The sequence below is a fragment of the Pseudomonas sp. GW823-FHT04A03 genome (genome assembly GCF_058796615.1).
This window is the reverse complement of record NZ_JBXAIV010000001.1, coordinates 596653-614300: the sequence shown is the minus strand read 5'-3', so window position 1 is coordinate 614300 and position 17648 is coordinate 596653. Positions and strand designations below refer to the sequence as shown.

11 protein-coding genes are annotated in these 17648 nt (G+C 62.1%); 1 reads left to right on the top strand and 10 read right to left on the bottom strand.

All coding sequences use genetic code 11. The features are described 5' to 3' along the window. The first annotated feature begins 152 nt into the window (after positions 1–152). Positions 153–377: a YgdI/YgdR family lipoprotein gene (locus tag AC1Q9F_RS02600; protein ID WP_179695036.1), complete on the top strand. Its 225-nt coding sequence runs from the start codon at positions 153–155 to the stop codon at positions 375–377. Positions 378–436: 59 nt separating this feature from the next. Here the strand turns inward: AC1Q9F_RS02600 and AC1Q9F_RS02595 are convergent, their stop codons facing one another. The 10 genes from AC1Q9F_RS02595 to AC1Q9F_RS02550 all read right to left on the bottom strand — a co-directional run bounded on the left by AC1Q9F_RS02595 (position 437) and on the right by AC1Q9F_RS02550 (position 17527). Then, positions 437–811: a hypothetical protein gene (locus AC1Q9F_RS02595; RefSeq protein WP_221533295.1), complete on the bottom strand. Its 375-nt coding sequence runs from the start codon at positions 809–811 to the stop codon at positions 437–439. Between the two features lie 172 nt (positions 812–983). After that, the gene (locus AC1Q9F_RS02590) at positions 984–2837 is read right to left on the bottom strand and encodes a polyurethane esterase (RefSeq protein ID WP_492619079.1); all 1854 of its coding nucleotides are present in this window, start codon (positions 2835–2837) and stop codon (positions 984–986) included. Positions 2838–2937: 100 nt separating this feature from the next. Next, positions 2938–4626, bottom strand: a complete 1689-nt coding sequence (locus AC1Q9F_RS02585) for a polyurethane esterase (RefSeq protein ID WP_492619080.1) — start codon at positions 4624–4626, stop codon at positions 2938–2940. A 57-nt stretch (positions 4627–4683) separates the two neighbouring features. Then, positions 4684–7770 carry an autotransporter domain-containing protein gene (locus tag AC1Q9F_RS02580; protein ID WP_492619081.1) on the bottom strand — a complete coding sequence of 1029 codons (3087 nt, stop codon included), beginning with the start codon at positions 7768–7770 and terminating at the stop codon, positions 4684–4686. Between the two features lie 41 nt (positions 7771–7811). After that, positions 7812–10763 (bottom strand): autotransporter serine peptidase EprS, encoded by a 2952-nt coding sequence (gene eprS / locus AC1Q9F_RS02575; protein WP_492619082.1) that lies wholly within the window; start codon positions 10761–10763, stop codon positions 7812–7814. A 97-nt stretch (positions 10764–10860) separates the two neighbouring features. Further along, complete coding sequence (locus AC1Q9F_RS02570) at positions 10861–12222, bottom strand: TolC family outer membrane protein (protein WP_492619083.1); 1362 nt, start codon at positions 12220–12222, stop codon at positions 10861–10863. Positions 12223–12224: 2 nt separating this feature from the next. Further along, on the bottom strand, positions 12225–13574 hold the full coding sequence (locus tag AC1Q9F_RS02565) for an HlyD family type I secretion periplasmic adaptor subunit (protein WP_179695043.1): 1350 nt from the start codon (positions 13572–13574) through the stop codon (positions 12225–12227). Continuing rightward, complete coding sequence (locus AC1Q9F_RS02560) at positions 13571–15370, bottom strand: type I secretion system permease/ATPase (protein WP_492619084.1); 1800 nt, start codon at positions 15368–15370, stop codon at positions 13571–13573. The genes AC1Q9F_RS02565 and AC1Q9F_RS02560 overlap by 4 nt, the downstream gene beginning before the upstream one ends. Positions 15371–15544: 174 nt before the next feature. Further along, the gene (locus AC1Q9F_RS02555; RefSeq protein WP_207986208.1) at positions 15545–15967 is read right to left on the bottom strand and encodes an AprI/Inh family metalloprotease inhibitor; all 423 of its coding nucleotides are present in this window, start codon (positions 15965–15967) and stop codon (positions 15545–15547) included. Between the two features lie 93 nt (positions 15968–16060). Beyond that, complete coding sequence (locus tag AC1Q9F_RS02550) at positions 16061–17527, bottom strand: serralysin family metalloprotease (protein ID WP_492619085.1); 1467 nt, start codon at positions 17525–17527, stop codon at positions 16061–16063. Positions 17528–17648 lie beyond the last annotated feature (121 nt).

Here is a 17648-nt window from a genome sequence, read left to right as displayed (position 1 = left end):
AGATACCAGCCTGCCCCGGATGGCGCAAACGGAAAAAGATCAGTGGCACCTTCATTGCGGATTTTTTCAGGTGGCCATCGAACTTTCTCCGGCGTAATGGCACCAACCGCGTTAGAGGCCGACAATGGTCGAAATGAACAGGAATGCTGCTTATGAAAATCAAGACTCTCGGGATCCCGTTGGCTGTTGCGGCCCTGCTGACCCTGGCCGGTTGCTCGACCCCGACAGTGGTCACCCTGCAGAACGGCACCCAGTACCTGACCGAGGACATGCCCAAGACCAAGTCCGAGGACGGCTTCTACGAATTCAGGGATATTTCCGGCGCCAAGATCCGCGTGCGGGCCGACGAAGTGGCCACGGTGCGCAAGGAAGACTGACGGTTACCCGATCAAAAAAGGCTGCGATCCTGTTGGAACGCAGCCTTTTTTTGCATTGATCAGCGGGGTAATGCCATGCCCGGGAGGGAACCGTCGCAGTTCAACGCGCGCTCGCCGCGCCGGACCATTTCTTCCTGCAAGCGCTGGCAGCGCTGACGCTCCTGTTGCGCCATGCGGTCGATGCTCAGGTTGCCGGTCATTTCCGGCTCATTGTTTTCGCCGATGCGAACGGTCACGAACGGTTGTTCGGGCTGGATATGAAAGCGGCTTTTCTCTTCGACGGGTTTGACGTCATCACTTTCGGCCGGCTTTGGCAGTTGATCGGTGGTGACGCCATAGCGGCTCAGAATCGAGCTGTGAGGCAGATCGGCCCAGGCATTGGCCGACAGCAGCGCCAGTCCCGCAATCCCGATAAACCTCTTGAAACCTTTCACGTGTGAATCTCCTGTACTCGTTGGCGACCCTTACATGACGAACGTTGCCGTCATGGCTTTAGGCCGCATTTCCTGTTGGTGCAGGGATTGGAGTCAGGGAATGGCTGGTGAGTCACTTTTGATATGGAACGGTGTGATATGGGGAGGAGCGCGCCCCTCCCCACCCTTGCCGTCAGGCGATCACGATCCCGTCGGCACTCAGGCTGTTCAACGCAACCCCGACCAGCGTTACCGAATCCGCGCCGAATTTCAGCACCGTATCCTGCCCCACCGCCGTGGCATGGGCGCGGAAGTCGTCGTTGGGCAACACGCCCTGCACGCCGAGGAACACCAGTTTGTCGTTGGCGGTGTAACCCACCACGCGATCCTGGCCGAACGCGCCGCTGAACAGGAAGGTATCCGCCCCGCCGCCCGACTCCATCAGATCATTGCCGGCGCCGCCGACGAACACGTCGTTGCCCGCCCCGCCAATCAAATGGTCGTTGCCGTCCAGGCCGAACAGCCAGTCACCGCTGGCCTTGGCCTTGAGGGTGTCGGCGCCGCTGGTGCCCTTCACGCTCGATTCGTACTGGGTGACGTTGTTGCCGACCTTCAGGCCCGTCGCCGTGACGCTGTGGGTCACGTCGTCCTTGAACAGGCCCCAGAGGAAGCCCGGCTCCTTGGTGACGATGCTGCCGATGTCGCGGATGATGCTGATCCCGCCATTGGCATCGCGGATGTACAGGTTGCCGGCGCCGTCATTGGCGAAGTCGAAGCTATTGACCGACTTCTGCAACTCCAGAGTGTTGTTGCCCGAGCCGCCGAGCAGGATGTTGTAGCCCCCGCCGTCACGGAACGTGTCGTTGCCGGCGCGGCCTTCCAGATAGTCGTTGCCGCTGCCGCCCTGGATCAGGTCATTGGCGTCGCTGCCGATAATGAACGTGCTGCCCTTGTGGGTTTCGGCGTTGCGGTTCAGGTCCTGCACCCAGGTGTTGGCCCGCGCCGGATCCGACAGGTTGGCGACGATGATCGTCGAGTCCTTGCTGGTCAGGTCGTAGAACTTCGACTCAATCACCCGGTTCATGCCATCCCCATAGGCGGTCGGCAGGTGCGAGATCCAGGTCGGAATGTTGACGATCGAGAACGGCAGCACGTTCCACGCCGCCGAGGCGTAGTGGTCGTTGAAGCTGACGATGTTGTCGGTCGCCGATTCCTTGGGCGCGTCATGCACGCCGAGCGAGGCCCCGGTGAAGGTCGAGCCGTCGAGGGCGCGGAACACCGGATCGTTTTCGTAGCCGACGTTGAGCACCTTGTCGGTGCTGCTCTGGGTTGGCGAGGCGTAGGCGATGTAGTTGGAATCCTGGAAGAACCCGCCCCATTTGCTGGTGCTCAGGTCCGCCATGCTGTTGACCGCCAGCCCGCCGAGGCTGTGGCCGCTGACCAGCACGTCCTTGCCGGTCAGGCCGTTGGCCTTGGCGAACGCCACCACATCGTTCATCAGGTTGCCGAAGGCTTCGCCGACGTAGTTCTTGGCGTAGTCCTTGGGCCCGAATGCGGCGAGTAAGTCGTTGATCACGTCACCGATCGAGTCGCCAATCAGGATTTCCCGTGGGCCGCTGGTGCCGCGAAAAGCGATGCCGATTTCCGTCAAATGGCCCTGGGCGTCGTATTTGCCGAGGATTTCCACCTGAGCGCTGGTGTAGCCGGCCTTTTCGCCGAAGAAGGTGCCGCGCGCATCGGTCTTGCCCTCGTAACCCAGTTGCGAGGCGGTGATCGGGGTCCAGCCGGCTTTTTTTACCGCGTCGAGCGCGGCTTTTTCCGAATCGGGGTTCCACGGAATGCCGGGGATCACCCCCTGGGAATCCGTGCCGCCGATCAGCGCGGTCACCAGCGTGGCCGGCAAGCCGAGGCCGAAGCCGTTGTGCTGGTAACCGACGGCAAAGCCGTTATCGAGGTTGTGGTAGGAATACAGCGTAATGGCCATGGCGTCGCTGAACAGCGCCTTGGATTCCGCCGTACCGAAATTCTTGTAGTCATACACACCCATTGCTGTTGCCTCTCTCTTTGTTGGAATTGTTCAGAGATAGCTCACAACCAGAACGCCCCTCCCGAGGCGCTCCGGAGCATTTCAGTACAACTTTCGTTTGTCAGGCGAAGACGAAACTCGAATCCGACAGGTTAGCCACACCCACCCCGACCAGCGTCACGGCAAAGTCGCCAATCTTCAGCACGGTATCGCTTCCGGACTGCGACGCGTGTTGCTTGTAGTCGTAGCCCTGACCCGCACCTTCGACGCCCATGAACACCAGTTTGTCGCTGCCCTGGTAGCCATTGATCGCGTCGAAGCCAAATGCGCCGCTGAACAGGAAGGTATTGTTGCCACCCACCGCGCTCATCACGTCGTTGCCGGCGCCGCCGACGAAGGTCACGTGGGCCTTGTCGCTTTGCAGGTGATCGTTGCCGCCCAGGCCGAACAACCAGTCGCCGTCAGCGGTGGCTTTGAGGGTGTCGCCCATGGCACCGCCGCTGAGCGAGTGGTTGTACTGGGTCAGTTCGGCACCGTTGGCCAGGCCTTTGGCGGTGACGGTCCAGGTGATTTCCTTGCTGCCCCACCACGAACCCGACTCCTTGCTCACCAGCGCGCCGATGTCACGGGTCATGCTGATGCCGCCGTAGGCGTCACGCACGTACAGCGTGCCGTCGCCGTCGTTGGCAAAGCTGAAGTTCTGCAGCGGCTTTTGCAGTTCGAAGGTGTTGTGGCCCTGGCCACCAAGCAGGATGTTGAAGCCGCCGTCGTCACGGAAACGGTCATCGCCGCCCAGGCCTTCCAGGAAGTCGTTGCCCGCCCCGCCCTTGAGCCAGTCCCCGCTGTCGGTGCCGATGATGAACGTGCTGCCGGTGTGCGGTTCGCCGCTGCGGCCCAAATCCTCGACCCAGGTCTTGCCCCGCGACGCTTCCTCAAGGTTGGAGACGATGATCGTCGAGTCCTTGTGAGTCAGGCCGTAGAACTTCGACGCGATCACCCGGTTCAGGCCGTCGGCATACCCCAGCGAGCTGTGGGCCGACCAGTTCAGCGGATTGGCGATGCTGAACGGCACCAGGTTCTGCGCGGTGGACGCGTAGTTGTCGTTGAAGTTGACGATGTTGTCGGTGGTCGAATCGTGCGGTTTGTCGTGCTTGCCCATCGACGCGGTACTGAACGTGGTGCCGTCGAGCACGCGGAACACCGGGTCGTTCTCGTAGCCGATGTTCAGCACGTTGGTGCCGGTGCTGCTCTGGGTCGGCGAGGCGAACGAAATGTAGTTGGCGTCCTTGAAGAACCCGCCCCAGTTGCTCGCGCTCAACTCCGCCACGCTGTTGACCCCGAGACCGCCCAGGCTGTGTCCGCTGACCAGCACGTCCTTGGCCGCGATGCCGTGGGCGACAGCGAAAGCCGCCACCGATTTGAGCAGGTTGTCGAAGGCGTTTTTCGCGTACTGGGTGGCGTAATCCGTCGGACCGATGGCGGCCAGCAGATTGTTTTTCATGTCACCAAAAGTGTCGCTGTAACCCAGCCCGCCGGTGCCCCGGAAGGCCACGCCGATGCCGATCAGCTTGCCCGCGGCGTCGTACTTGCCCAGCACTTCGGCTTCGGCGCTGGTGAAGCCGTCCTTCTCGCCGAAGAACGTGCCCTGCGCCCCGACCTTGCCCTGATAGCCCAGCGCCGAGGCGCCGACCGGCTTCCAGCCGGTGCCGGGCAACGCTTGTCCGGTCGGTGTGTAGGCGTACAGCGTCAGGGCGATGGCGTCGCTGTACAGCGCCTTGCCGTCGGCATTTTTGTAATCGAACAATCCCATGTTGTGCTCTCTCTTCCTTTCAAAAACGGCAGTTCTCGAAAGAACTGCCGCTACCTCTTAGAACTGCCAGTCCAGCGTCAGGCCCACACCGTGGTCCTTTTCGTTGGAGCCGATCAGCCCGTTGTAGTCCAGGTTGACCCGGACATCGCGATTGAGCGCCAGCCCGGCGCGCACGCCGACTACCGCTGCATCTCGATCCATCGACACACTTTGCACGGTGAACGCACTGTTGCCATTGACGAAAGCCAAGTGACTGTCGGAATCCACGCTGCTCAAGTTGTGCTGCCAGCCCAGGCTTGCGCCCAGTTCCAGCTGGTGTTTCTCCGACAGGGCAAACGTGCGCTTGGCCCGCACACCGAGGGTCGACAACACCACGTCGCGGTTGTCTTCACTGCCCTTCAGTGCGGCGGCATCACCCTTCTCGGTGAAGCTGTCGCTGTTGAGGTGCACGTAGGCCAGATTGGCGAACGGCTCCAGGTTCATCGGTTGCAGACCCAGGTCGTAGGCCGCTTCGGTGAACAGTTGCGCGGTGGTCGCATCGCGCTTGGTTTTCTGTTTGCCGCTGACACCACCGAATTGCAGGTCGCGTTTGACGTCGATGCGATGCCAGCTGTAAGCCGCACCGGCGGTCAGGCGCAGTGCATCGATCTGATGCCCGAGGTACGCGCCCAGGTGATAGCTATCGACCGAGGCGGACGAATGCGTACCCTCGCCCATGCTCAACGAGCTGTCGCTATAACCAGTAACGAAACCGAGACGGGTATCTTCAGCGATCAAACCGTCTACGCCGGCCAGCAGGCCGCCGATGGAGCTGGTGGAATCGGCGTATTTCGACCCGCCATCGGTTTTGCCCCAGGCGCCCAGCACTTTGAGCCAGGCGTTGCTGCGGTCATTGGTCGGCGCGCCGGCATCGAACAGATCGCGTTCGCGCAGGCGTTCGCCCACGGCATCGCGCAGGTAACGACTGTCGTTGATCAGCAGCGTGCCGATGGCCGGATGAATCTCGCCGGACAGTTGCTGGAAGGCATCCTGCGCAGCGGCCGCCGACGGCGACAGCAACAGGGTTTCGAACAACGCATTGCCGGCACCGAGGCGTTCGGCGGCAGCACCGACCGCGCGCTGGTTCGGCGTCAGGCCGACACTGGCGAACGAGGCGCCGTTACGTCCAACCTCCAGTTGCACGCCACCCGCCGAGTAATCGAGGGTGCCGCCGAGGAACGCGTAGTTGGGCAACACTTGTCCGAACTGCCCTTCAATGCCACCCGCTGCCTGCAAGATGTTGAACTGGGTGCCGAGCAGGCTTTTCACTTCGTTTGTGGTCAACAGCGTCGGGCTGTTTTCCAGCGACATGGTTACGGTCGCGCCTTCGATCACCGCTTTGCCGCCGGCGACAATGCGGTCGCTGCTGGTCGGGGACACTTCCACCGCATAGGTCGAACCTGGCGCGAAGGTCACATCACCGGCCACATTCAAGGTGCCGATGGAATTGCCCGGCGCCACAGTACCGCCGCTATTTGCGGTCAGCGCACCGATCCGGCCGTTACCGCCGAGGATGCCGCCGTCATTGACCGTGACCGCCGATTGCAGCGAGCCATTGATTGCCAGTCGCCCCTGATTGACCAGGGTCGGGCCGCTGTAGGTGTTGTTGCCGGTCAGCACCAGGGTGCCGATGCCTTGTTTGGTCAGACCACCATGGCCGGAGATGTTGTTGCGCCAGGTGTCGAGCCCGCAGGTGATGTCGTTGCACACGCGCTCGGTGGGTTTGCCCGCATCGATGATCGCGCCGATGCCTGGCAGATCGGCCACGAACTGGCCGGAACCGTAGGCGCCCTGGATGCGGAACTCTTCGGGGATGTCCTGCTCGGTGACGAACATCGCCGGGCCGTCGATGCCCTTGCGCAGGTTGATCATGCCCCAGCCGTAAAGCGCGTCGATGCCCGGTGCGCCGAGGTCGGTGGCCGTGGTGCGCAACACGCTGGCGACCTGATCGCCGGACATGTACGGGAAGCGCTCCATCAGCACTGCCATGGAACCGGCCACGTGCGGCGCGGCCATCGAGGTGCCGTTGTAGTTCTTGTAGCCGGTGGTCAGGTTGTCGGCGTTGGTGCCTTCGATGATCGAGCTGTAGATCTGCGTGCCCGGTGCCGAGACGCAGAAACTGGCGGTGTAGCCGCAGCGCGAAGAGAACGTACTCATGATGTACGGATTGGCGCTGGCCTGATCCGGGTTTCTCTGCAATGCGGCGACGGTGATCCAGTTCGGCGCGATGTCCGGCACGAAGTAACCGAGGCCTGCGATGGCGTCCGGGTTGTTCAGGTTGTAGTCGTTGCCCGCCGCGAAGATCGTCACGATCCCGCTGCGTGCGGCGGCGATTGCGCCGTCATAGGCGCCGCCGGGTTTGGTGCCCAGCAATGTGCGGATTTCGTTGAACTGCACTTGCGCGTCGTTGACGGTGAAGTGCGGATATGCCGGATTTCGGCCACCGAGGTCGAAACGGTCGGTGATGCCGATGCCCCAGCTGTTGTTGATGATCCGCGCGCCGCTGGCGATCAGCGCATCCCAGCCGGCCTTGTACACCGCGCCGTCGTTGCCGCGCACGATGCCGTCTTCCGGACCCGGGTCGCCGTTGTCGGCGCTGATGATCTGCGCGCCAAACGCCACACCGTGCATCGGCCCGCCGTCACGGCTGCCGGCGGCGATACCGCCGACGTGCGTGCCGTGGGCGCCGAGTTTGCCGTCGGAGCCGACCGAGGGCGAACCGTCATAGCGGAACGCGTCCCCGGCTTTGACCGGGATGTACGGGTCGGTGTATTCGCGGATCCCCGAGGTCACCAGGGTGATGACTTTGTTGCTGCCGGAGAACTCCGGGTGCGCAGCGTAGACCGGCTGGTCGAAGATCCCCAGTTTCACGCCTTTACCGGTGTAACCGGCGGCGTAGGCGTGATCCGCCCCGATGGCGCCCAGGCCCCAGTCGGCCTTGAACTCGGCACTGCGCCAACTGCCCGGATCCCCTGCCCGGCCACTTTCCACGTAGGGCGCCGCGTGTGCGCTGCCCCAGGTGGCCATCGCGCACAGCAAGGCGACGTTGAGAGTTTTCAGGCGAAAGCATCCACCCGATTGCGCGGGGGTGTTGTTGTTTTTCATCCAGCGACCTTCCTTAGTGATGTTGCGAAAAATCCGTGTGTTCAGAACTGCCAGTTAAGGCTCAGGCCCACGCCGTGCTGCTTCTCGCGGCTGGCCAGTTGTCCGGTGTAATCGAGGTTCACCCGCACGTCGCGGGTCAGTGCCAGGCTGGCCTGCACGCCGACCAGTGCGGCGTCGCGTACCAGTGGCGAGCTTTCGACCGTGTACGGCGCGCTGCCGCTGGCGAAGCGCAAGTGCTGTTCGGATTCGATGTCGGTCAGGCTGTGCTGCCAGCCCAGGTGTCCGCTCACTTGCAGCTTTTGCGCGGACGGCAGGTCGAAGGTCTTGATCGCCCGCACGCCGAGGGTGCTCAACACCGCGTCGCGCTGGTCGCCGCCGCTTTTCAGCGCGGCGGCGTCGCCCGTCTCGGTGAAACCGTCGGTGTCGAGGTGCACGTAGGCCAGATTGGCGAACGGCTCCAGGGCCAGCGGTTGCAGGTTCAGTCGATAGGCCGCTTCGCCGAAAACCTGGGTGGTGGCGGCATCGACCTTGGCTTTCTGCCTGGCGCTGACGTTGCCGTATTGCAGGTCGCGCTTCATATCGGCGCGATGCCAGCTGTAGGCCGCGCCGGTGCTCAGGCGCCAGGCGCCGATGTCGTGACCGGCGTAGGCGCCGAGGTGATAGCTGTCGACCTTGGCCGAAGAATGCGTGCCCGAACCCATGCTCAGCGAGCTGTCGCTGTAACCGGTGACCAGACCGATGCGGGTCTGCTCGTCCAGCGCTCCGTCGACACCTGCCAACAGGCCGCCAATCGACGTGCTGTATCCCGCGGTGTCGTGGCGCGAATCGGTTGTACCCCAGGCGCCGAGAGCCTTGATCCAGCCATTGCTTTGCGTGGCTTGGGCATCGTGCAGGCGTTCGCCGATGGCGTCGCGCAGTTGGCGGCTGTCGTTGATCAGCACCGAGCCGAGGGCCGGGTAGATTTCGCCGCTCAACTGTTGAAAGGCTTGTTGCGCATCACTGGCGGTGGCCGACAACAGCAGGCTTTCGTAAACCGAACTGCCCGCGCCCATGCCTTCCACGACGGCAGCCACAGCGCGTTGATTCGGTGTCTGGCCGACGCTGGCGAACGATGTCGCGTTGCGCTCGACGTTCAAGCCGATGCCGTTGTCGCTGTAGGCCAGGCTGCCACCGATGAACAGATAATCCGGCAGCACCGCACCGAACCGACCCTGAATGCCGCCCGCCGCTTGCAGAATGTCGTACTGCCGGCCGAGCAGGCTTCTGGCTTCGGTGCTGCTGAGCAGCGTCGGACTGTTTTCCAGCGACAGGCTGACGGTGGCGCCGTTGATAGACGCAGTGCCGCCGGCGACGATGCGGTCGCTACTGGTGGGAGACAATTCCACGGCGTAAGTCGAACCCGGTGTGAAGGTCACGTCACCGGCTACATTCAACGTGCCGATGGAATTGCCCGGTGCCACCCGGCCGCCGCTGTTGGCGGTCAGTGCGCCGATTCGCCCGGAGCCGCCGAGGGTGCCGCCGTCATTGACGGTCACCGCCGAGGTCAGCGATCCGTTCACCGTCAGCAGACCGCCATTGACCGTGGTCGGCCCGCGATAGCTGTTATTGCCGGTCAGAACCAGTCGGCCATCGCCGGACTTGATCAGACTGCCTTGATAAACCCGAGTGGAAGCCGCTGCATCGCGAGCCATGCCAACGGCGTAATCGGTCTGATCCTGTTGGCTGGCGCCGGCCGGTACGCCGTTCTGCCAGCCTTTGTTTTGCAGGGTTTGCTGCCATGCGCTGTGTTCGGCGAGGTCTTCGCTCTGGCGCTGGATCAGCGCTTTGTCGCTGATGTCATTGCTCCAGACATCGCTCTGCCCGGCTGCCAGGTTGGCGTCGAACGCTCCGAGCAATTGCCCCGGACCGCGCATCGCCCGGTACAGGTTGGCTACGCCCCAGCCGACTCGCTCGGTGGGCGCGTCGGTCACCGAACCGTCGAGCTGGGTAGCGGTAGTCAGCAGCACTTCGAGAGCCTGCTGGTTGTTCATGTAAGGGTAGCGTTCCATCACCAGCGCCAATGCGCCGGTGGCGTGCGGCGCGGCCATCGAAGTGCCGGACTTGATCGCATAACCGCCGTCGGGAATGGTGCTGTCGATCTTCGCCCCCGGCGTGGTGATGCACCAGTATTTGGCGATGCCGCACTGGTTGTACTTCTGCTGGTTGCTTTGGTCGAGACCGGAGACTGCCAGCCAGTGGCCTTCCAGATCCGGCTGAAAGTACGGCAGCGCCGAGCGCACGCTGGCATTCGGGTAGCCGCTGTTGCCGGCGCTGAACACATTGATCACGCCACGACGGGAAACGTCCGCCGCTGCGTCGATCCACGTGCCCTTGTTCCAGTGCTGGGCGTAAGCAGCGTGCAGGTCCGCAAGGGTGCGATAGCTGACGTCCGGCGGCTGGCTGCCCCAGCTGTTGTTGATCGCCCGCACACCGGCATCGGCCAGGGCGTCGTACACCGCTTTGAAGTAGCGTGGGTCAGGATTGGGGCCGAACAGGAAACTGTCGTTCTTGTTGGTGTTGCCGACGTAGATCTGCGCGTTGTACGCCACGCCATGCATGCCGCTGCCATCGCGGGACGCGCCCATGGTGCCGACCACGTGGGTGCCGTGGGAGTCGTTGTTCGGGTTGAGGGTGCCGTTGACGTTGAACAGCGAGCCGTCGAGGTAGCTGCCGCTGACCAGTACCGGGTGATAACGGGCGCTGGCGAACTCGGGATGGGCGGCGTCGAAACCGGAGTCCAGCGCGCCGATTTTCACGCCCTTGCCGGTGATGCCGGCGGCGTAGGCCTGATCGGCCTGCATCCGCTCAAGGCCCCAGTCACGCAGGAATTCGGCGCTGCGCCAGCTGGCGGGATCGCCGGGTTTTCCGGCTTCGAGGTATTGGGCCTGGGCCTGGGTTGCAGAAATCACAAGCAGCAGGGTGCCGACCGAAACCGGCTTGATGCGTACGTCCATGTTCACCACTCACTTTTATTGTTTTATGCAGGTTGATTCTGCGGTGTTGCCCCTTCCCCTCACCCCAAGGGTGAGGGCCGGTCTGAAGCCATGCACATCAACGTCGAGCCACACCAAACGCCTCATCCACCCGCGCCAGATCCTGTTCGCTCAAGGTGCCCGCGTAATAATGCAATTTGGTCCACGCCATGAGGTAGTCATAGCGTGCCTGGGCCAGGTCGCGGCGGGTGGTAAATAGTTGTTGTTCGGCGTTCAGTGCGTCGAGGTTGGTGCGCTCGCCACCGAGAATGCTTTTCTTGGTCGACACCACCAGCGCTTCGGCCGAGGTCAGGGCCTTTTGATAGGCGCGCAGCTTGTTGACCCCGGACAGGCAGGCGCTGAACTGCCGACGCAATTCGATCAGCGTCTCGCGGGTCTTGCCGTCCAGTTCGTATTCGGCCTGTTCCATGGTGCGGCTGGCCTGACGGGTCGAGGCTGACACGCCGCCGCCGGCATACAACGGCACGCTGACTTCGAAACCGATGGTGTTGGTTTCGTAACGCTGGTTGTAGGTGTTGCCGCTTTCCGATTCGTTCTGGCGCATCGTGGCGTAAGCGCTGACTTTCGGCAGATGCCCGGCGCGATTGCGCTCGACTTCGTACCGCGCCACTTCCACCGCCTGACGCTGGGACGCGAGGTTCGGGTTGTTGCTGACCGCCAGCTCGTGCCAGGTGTCGTAGTTGGCCGGCATCAAGGCGAATGTCTGGAAGTTCTGATCCAGCGGTGCCAGATCACTGATGTCCATCGCCGGCACGCCTACCAATGCGCCCAACTCCCGTAGCGCGGCGTCCTGCTCGTCGCGGGCCTCGATTTCCTCGGCGGTCGCCAGTTCGTAACGCGACTCGGCTTCGAGGATGTCCGTGCGGGTACCCTCGCCCTGCTTGAACATGTGCTCGTTCTGCTGGAACTGCTGCTCGTACGCCTTCTTCTTGGCCTGCGCGATGTCGATCTGATCCTGGGCAAACAAAGCCTTGGTGTAGTTATCCAGTACTCGAACCAGAAGCTCCTGGCTCTTGCCGCGAAAGTTCTCGTCGGCAAACAGCGACTGGGCCACGCCCTTGCGATACGCCGCGTAGGCTTCGTAGTCGAGCAACGGTTGTTGCAGGGTCAGGCTAGAGCCGTAGCTGCTGTAGTTGCGATCATCGGTGCGATTGCGCGCGCGTTCGTCGAGAGACGTGGCCTTCGACGAGTTGCGGCCCTTGTTGTAGTTGTAACCCAGTTTTGGCAACAGGCCGGCGCGGCCGATAGCGCGGTTTTCAAGGCCTGCGTCGCGCTCCTTGATCGCGCCGAGGAACACCGGGTCATTGCGCAACGCCTGTTCGTAAATCTCGAACGGCCCCATGGCCGCCACTGCACTATTGCCCGCGAGCAGCGCGAACGCTGCCGCCAGCATGGAAAGCTTATTCATACTGCCGAACATCCTTATTCTTCGGTCAACGCGGAACCGGCGCGGTCGAGCAGCGGCTTGAACAGGTAGTTGAGGAGTGAACGTTCGCCAGTGCGCACGAACATTTCCGCCGGCATGCCGGGCTTGATTACCAGGCCATTGAGTTTTTCCATGGCCTGATCGCTGACGCTGCTGCGCAACACGTAGTACGGCACACCGGTTTTCTCGTCGACCATCTGGTCGGCGGAAATCAGGCTGACTTCGCCGGGCACCCGTGGCGTCTTGCTCTGGTTGAACGCGGTGAACAGGATGTCGACCGGCAAGTGCGTGCCGACCTTGTCGATCAGGTTGATCGGCAGGTGCCCTTCGACTTCCAGGCGCGTGCCCTGCGGGACGATTTCCAGCAGGGTTTCGCCCTGACGCACCACGGCGCCTTCGGTGTGCACGCCGAGGTTGACTGCCACGCCGTCGGCGGTGGCGAGGATTTCGCTGTGCTGCAGATCGAAACCGGCGGAAGTCAGTTGCTCCGACAGCGTGACGCTTTTCAGTTGCGCGTCGGCCAGCTGGGTGCGGACTTCCTTCTGGTATTCCTCGCCGTGCTGTTGCAGCTTCAGGCGCGACTCGAGAATGCCCTGCTCCACCCGGCCACTTTCGCCGGTGTTCTCGGCCAGTTGCTGCTGTACCTGCGACAGCTGACGCTGGTATTCCATCAAGCGGTTACGCGGGATGTAGCCGTTGTCGGCCAGCGGTTGCAGGTTGCTCAACTGCTGTTGCAGCGAGTCAGCCTGCGCGTTGAGGTCGGAACGCGCGCGGCGCATGCCCGCCAGTTGCGAAGTGGCGCCTTCGATACTGGCGCGCAGTGCGGCTTGCTCGCGTGAGAACGCTTCGCGGCGGCTGCTGAACAATTGCCGCTGGCCTTCCAGCACCAGCGCCAGGCGCGGATCGGCGTTGTCACTCAGTTCTGCCGGGAAGGTGACTTGCTTGAGGTTGTCACGCTCGGCCTGCCAACGTGCGAGGCTGGCCCAGGCCATGCGGTATTGCGCCTGCAGCGACTGTACGTCGGCGGCAACCTGGGTCTGGTCGAGACGGAACAGCGGCTGGCCCTGCTTCACGATCTCGCCTTCGCGCACCAGAATCCGGCTGACTACGCCGCTGCTCATCGACTGCACGGCCTTGCGCTTACCCGACACCACCACGGTGCCCTGCACCGGAATACCTTGATCCAGCGGCGCCAATGCGGCCCAGGTGAAGAAACTGCCAGCGCCGACCAGCGCCAGAATCCAGCCCATGCGGGCGAAAAACTTCGCATCGCGCTCCGGGCGTTCGGTGATGTACGCGTGTTCCATCGTCGCTTCGTTTTGCGTGTTCATGCTCGCGCTGCTCATACACCCGAATTCCTTGTCGTCGGCTGATACTGTCGGCTCATGCTGAGCCCGGCCGGTGCTTGCGCAGGTTTTTCATTTTGTTGTGACGGGTTGCCGGGCTGATTGCCGGGCTGGTTTGCGGACAGCGCCTTGAGCACATCGTGGCTCGGGCCGAAGGCTTGCAGGCGACCGTCGTTGAGCACCAGCAGCTTGTCGGCCTGGGCCAGCACCGAAGAACGGTGGGTCACCAGCACGACGGTAGTGCCCTGGGCCTTGAGCTGCACAATCGCGCTGGACAACGCGGCTTCGCCGACGGTATCGAGGTTGGAATTCGGCTCGTCCAGCACCACCAGGCTCGGGTTGCCGTACAACGCACGGGCCAGTGCCACGCGCTGTTTCTGGCCGCCGGACAAACCGCTGCCGTCCTCGCCCAGTTGGGTGTCGTAGCCTTGCGGCATACGCAGGATCAGTTCGTGCACGCCGGCCTGTTGCGCGGCGGCCACAATCTTTTGCGGATCGGCTTCGCTGAAGCGGGCGATGTTCTCGGCGATGCTGCCGCTGAACAGCTCGATGTCCTGCGGCAGATAGCCGATGTAAGGGCCGAGCTGATCGCGGTTCCAGCGGTGAATATCGGCGCAGTCCAGACGCACCGTGCCGCCAAGGGCCGGCCATACGCCGACCAGCACCCGCGCCAGAGTCGACTTGCCGGAGCCGGAAGCACCGAGCACGCCCAGCACTTCACCGGCCGCCAGGTTGAAATTGACCATGTGCAGGGTCGCGGTACGCCGACCCGGTGGGCCGGCGCTGACTTGTTCGAAGGTGATCTGGCCTTTCGGCGCCGGCAGCGCCATGGCGTCATCGCTCGGCGGGAAGGCTTGCAGCAACGCATCGAGGCGACGGTAAGCCAGCTTCGCCCCGCTCCACTGCTTCCACACGGCAATCAACTGGTCGATCGGGCTCAGCACCCGGCCCATCAGGATGGAACCGGCGATCATCATCCCGGCGGTCATGTCGCCCTTGATCACCAGCAGTGCGCCAAGGCCCAGCACCAGCGATTGCAGGCACAGGCGCAGGGTCTTGCTCAGCGAGCTGATGACCGCGCCGGTGTCGCTGGCCTGATTCTGCAGACCGAGGAAGCGCGAGTGCACCTGGAACCAACGCTTGCGCAAGGCACCTAGCATGCCCATGGCTTGAATGGTTTCAGCGTTGTGCAGATGACTGGTGGCCAACTGGCTGGATTTCTGCGAGTAACCGGCAGCTTCGCCCAGCGGCTTTTTGGTTATGTATTCGTTCAGACACGCCAGCGCAATCAGCAGCAGCGCCCCCGCCGTGGCCAGTACGCCAAGCCAGACGTTGAACAGGTAAATCACGAACAGATAGACCGGGAACCACGGCGCATCGAAGAACGCGAACAGCGCAGGCCCGGTGACGAACTGGCGAATGTGGGTCAGGTCGCCCAGAGACTGCCCGGCGTTGCCCTCGCCCTTGAACAGATTGCGTTCGAACGCCGCCTGATAGACCCGCAGATTGAAACGGCGCTCGAGCTGGCTGCCGATACGGATCACGATGAAACTGCGCACCACTTCCAGCAGACCAATGAAGGCGAAGAAACCGACGACCATCAGCGACAGCATCGCCAGGGTGGTTTCGTTCTGCGAAGAGAGCACCCGGTCATAGACCTGGAGCATATATATGGAGGGCACCAGCATCAGCACGTTTATCAGTGCGGTAAAACATCCGACGCTGATCAGAATGCTTTTATAGTCACCCAAGGCCTTGAATAAGGGAGCGGTGGCTGGGGCCTTCGCCATCTTCATTGATTCTTCCTGAAATGATTGAACCCGCCCAATAGTGACGAGCGCTCAATTGTTATTTCGCTTACCTGCGAGAGATGACTTGCAAGTACCCGCTTACACTTTCACAACAACTTCTTCGAAGACTTATAACTGTCGGGCACTTCTTTATATTCGCTTCTTTCATTACCGGCAGCGTTATTGCTCGATACGTTTGAGCGTCACAATCAGACCCGACTTCAAGGTGCTCGAATAAAGCCCGTCATGTTGTCGGCCGAAGAAACTGATTCTTGAGCCTTCTTTGCCGGTGATGGACAGACCGTCCGGATCGGGAAACCAGCCGATGGCGTTTTCTTGCAGCCAGGCGCTCAGGCAATCGGCGCCCTGGCCCAGCGTCTGGTTCGGCTCAAGGTCGATTACGCAGGTATTGGACGGTTTGTCTTGCAGTGCCTGCGCTTCGGGAGCGTCATGGGCGGCGGTCAGCGTCGCCTGCCAGTGCCCGGCGAATACCGATGGATCTTCGAGTCTGAGGCTGCTTGCCATGGATGTTTCTCCAGAAATCATCATCAACATCGGCATGAAACAGGTGACTGCCATGCGGGAAAAGAGGTTTTGAATCATAGGAAATTTCACTCCGGCGTGTAGCCTTGCGCACGTAGCGAGACGAAGCAAGCGAAGAAAGCGGCGCATCACGCGCCGCTTTCCCTTGTCACATCACGCCACGATGTCGCTGGTGGCTGCCTGGCCAACGGTGCTGACCTGGAAATCAGCCACGCCGTGCCCGGAGAAGTCCACCGACAGCAGGCTGTTGCCGCCCGAGGACGTCAGAACCGCATCACCCGTCGCGCCGGTGAAGGCGCTGACGAAGTGCAGACCGGCGCCCTTGGTGATACCGGTCAGGTCGATTTTGTCCAGACCGCTGACGAAATCGAGGATCTGATCGATCGCACCCGGCTTGGAGTCAGAGCTGGCCGCGAACACAAAGGTGTCCGAACCTGCGCCGCCCCACAGCTTGTCGGCACCGCCGCCGCCCCAGATGATGTCGTTGCCGGCACCGCCCTTGAGCTCGTTGGCCGCGCTGTTGCCGATCAGCAGATCGTTGCCTGAACCGCCGATCGCGTTCTCGATGGTGACGCCCTTGGCGATGGACACGTTGCCCACCAGGCCGCCAACGTCGGAGAACGAGGCTTCATTGAGGTTGATCTTCTGGTTCTGGGTGAAACCCGAGAAGTCGAAGGTGTCCTTGCCGCCCGCATCCCACACCGAGAACACCAGCTTGTCGGCCGACGACGAGGCGCTGAGGAAATCGCGACCGGCGTTGGAGTTGAAGCCGTAGGTGGTGTCACCGGTACGGATGGTCAGGTTGGCACCGTAGAGCTTCTGGATCGCTGCGATGTCATCCATCAGCGGGCCGGAGGAATAGGCTTCCACGCCGCCCTTGCTGAAGTTCTGGCTGGTGTTGCTTTCGCTCCAGTAGCTCATGACGCTGTAGCCGCGGGTGTCTTGCCCGTAGGTCGCGTCGTTGTAGGTCGGGTTGCCGTTGCCGGCGTTGTAGTCGCCCGGGTGCGCCAGGCCAAGGGTGTGGCCGATTTCGTGGGTCAGGGTCTGACGACCGTAGTTGTTCAGATCCGGGGTCTTGTTCTGCGTGTAACCGCTGTTGATCAAGTACCACGAAGTACCGTCGTAACCCGGACCGGTACCCGGCAGGTAGGCGAACGCTGCTGCGCCGTCCACGCCACCGCTGTAGTTGGCGAATGTCATGTGGCCGTCACCGCCGGTGGCTTTCTCGGTGAAGGTGACGTTGGCCACGTCGGCCCAGGATTGCATGGCGAGCGCGGCCTGGGCTTTTTGTTGACTACTGAACTGACTGAACCCGGTGATCCCGTGCTTGTTCATCGTGCTGGACGATGCCGAAGTCAGGAACGTGTAGGTGAGTTCGATCTTGCCGCTGCCGTCCTTGTCCTGGTAGGCAGCGCCGTCGCGCAGCAACTGGGTTGCGGCCTGGTCGACGGAAAAGGAGGGTTTGCCATTGACCGTGAGGTTGCCGCCACGATCGTACTGATGGCTGAAGCTATTGATCTGGTTATACGCCGTGCTGGTTGCCGCCAGTGGATCCGGCGATGCGCCCAGCAGGAAAGCCTGTTCGGCGGTATCAATAGCGTTAGCTTTTACTTTCGACATAAACACACTTCCTTGTTTAGCAATGGAACAGTTTTTGTCCGATAGCGACAACCTCTGGCGAGATTGTCCTATCACTCGCCCAATGAAGGCGTAAGAAACCTGACACAATTTGAAATCTGTC

What these genes read in the sequence shown, in the direction of transcription:
- AC1Q9F_RS02600 (WP_179695036.1), top strand. Translation starts at nt 153, where the DNA reads ATGAAAATCAAGACTCTCGGGATCCCGTTGGCTGTTGCGGCCCTGCTG.
- AC1Q9F_RS02590 (WP_492619079.1), bottom strand. Translation starts at nt 2,837, where the DNA reads ATGGGTGTGTATGACTACAAGAATTTCGGTACGGCGGAATCCAAGGCG.
- AC1Q9F_RS02585 (WP_492619080.1), bottom strand. Translation starts at nt 4,626, where the DNA reads ATGGGATTGTTCGATTACAAAAATGCCGACGGCAAGGCGCTGTACAGC.
- AC1Q9F_RS02580 (WP_492619081.1), bottom strand. Translation starts at nt 7,770, where the DNA reads ATGAAAAACAACAACACCCCCGCGCAATCGGGTGGATGCTTTCGCCTG.
- eprS (WP_492619082.1), bottom strand. Translation starts at nt 10,763, where the DNA reads ATGGACGTACGCATCAAGCCGGTTTCGGTCGGCACCCTGCTGCTTGTG.
- AC1Q9F_RS02570 (WP_492619083.1), bottom strand. Translation starts at nt 12,222, where the DNA reads ATGTTCGGCAGTATGAATAAGCTTTCCATGCTGGCGGCAGCGTTCGCG.
- AC1Q9F_RS02565 (WP_179695043.1), bottom strand. Translation starts at nt 13,574, where the DNA reads ATGAGCAGCGCGAGCATGAACACGCAAAACGAAGCGACGATGGAACAC.
- AC1Q9F_RS02560 (WP_492619084.1), bottom strand. Translation starts at nt 15,370, where the DNA reads ATGAAGATGGCGAAGGCCCCAGCCACCGCTCCCTTATTCAAGGCCTTG.
- AC1Q9F_RS02555 (WP_207986208.1), bottom strand. Translation starts at nt 15,967, where the DNA reads ATGATTCAAAACCTCTTTTCCCGCATGGCAGTCACCTGTTTCATGCCG.
- AC1Q9F_RS02550 (WP_492619085.1), bottom strand. Translation starts at nt 17,527, where the DNA reads ATGTCGAAAGTAAAAGCTAACGCTATTGATACCGCCGAACAGGCTTTC.